The 853-nt window shown below is 45.7% G+C and carries 1 protein-coding gene; it reads right to left on the reverse strand.

Annotation, left to right across the window (positions count from 1 at the left end; genetic code table 11):
- A partial coding sequence (locus ACWHAR_RS25080) for a phosphopantetheine-binding protein (protein WP_452088181.1) occupies positions 1-853 on the reverse strand: 853 nt, incomplete at both ends.

Genomic DNA, 853 nt, shown 5'->3' on the forward strand with positions numbered 1-853 from the left:
ACGTTTTTCGCAGTGCGTCTTCTTGTACAGAGGTGCTTCGATGCAGCATTACGGACTGATTAAAATGGTGTTTTTCTTTTATATCTTGAGAAAGAAACCATTTTTGAACAGGCGACCATTGTACGTCTCCCTCAACCGCAGCTTGGCTGGAACTTGTATCTGAATCACGGATATAAGCTGCCAATTCTTGAATGGTCGGATGGCTAAACAAATCTTTCACTGCCATTTGCTTGCCTATCCGGTGAAGCCGCGCAGATACCTGTAACGCTTTGATTGAATCTCCGCCAAGTTCAAAGAACGAATCAGCTGTTCCGATCTTTTCTGCCCCCAGTACTTCTTTCCATATATCCGCAAGTATTTGTTCCATTTTGCTGGCTGGCGGGAGGAATGGACGTTCACCTTCGTGGTTGTATACAGGTTTTGGAAGTGCTCCGCGATCCAGCTTGCCGTTTGGTGACAATGGAAGTGAGTCCAGTTTTTCAATAAACGCAGGGTGCATAAACACCGGCAGCTTGTTTTGTAATTCTGAGCGTACAGCATTTGTGCTCAACTCTGGTTTTGTCACCACATAAGCGCTTAATTCGGTTTGTCCTGACGCTGTTTCATGAGCAACTACTGCGGCGTGTTTTACACCATTTATACACCGGATGACCGATTCAATTTCTTTCGTTTCTACACGGTATCCTCTGATTTTGACTTGATCATCGATTCTTCCGAGATATTCGAGTGTTCCGTCGGCCATCCATCTGGCGGCGTCTCCTGTTCGGTACATTCGTGTTTCGGGTTTAAATGGATTCTGCGTGAATGCTCTCTCTGTCAGTTCTGGAAGATTAACGTACCCTCTTGCAAGCCA

The sequence above is a fragment of the Bacillus sp. LR--39 genome, assembly GCF_053613335.1.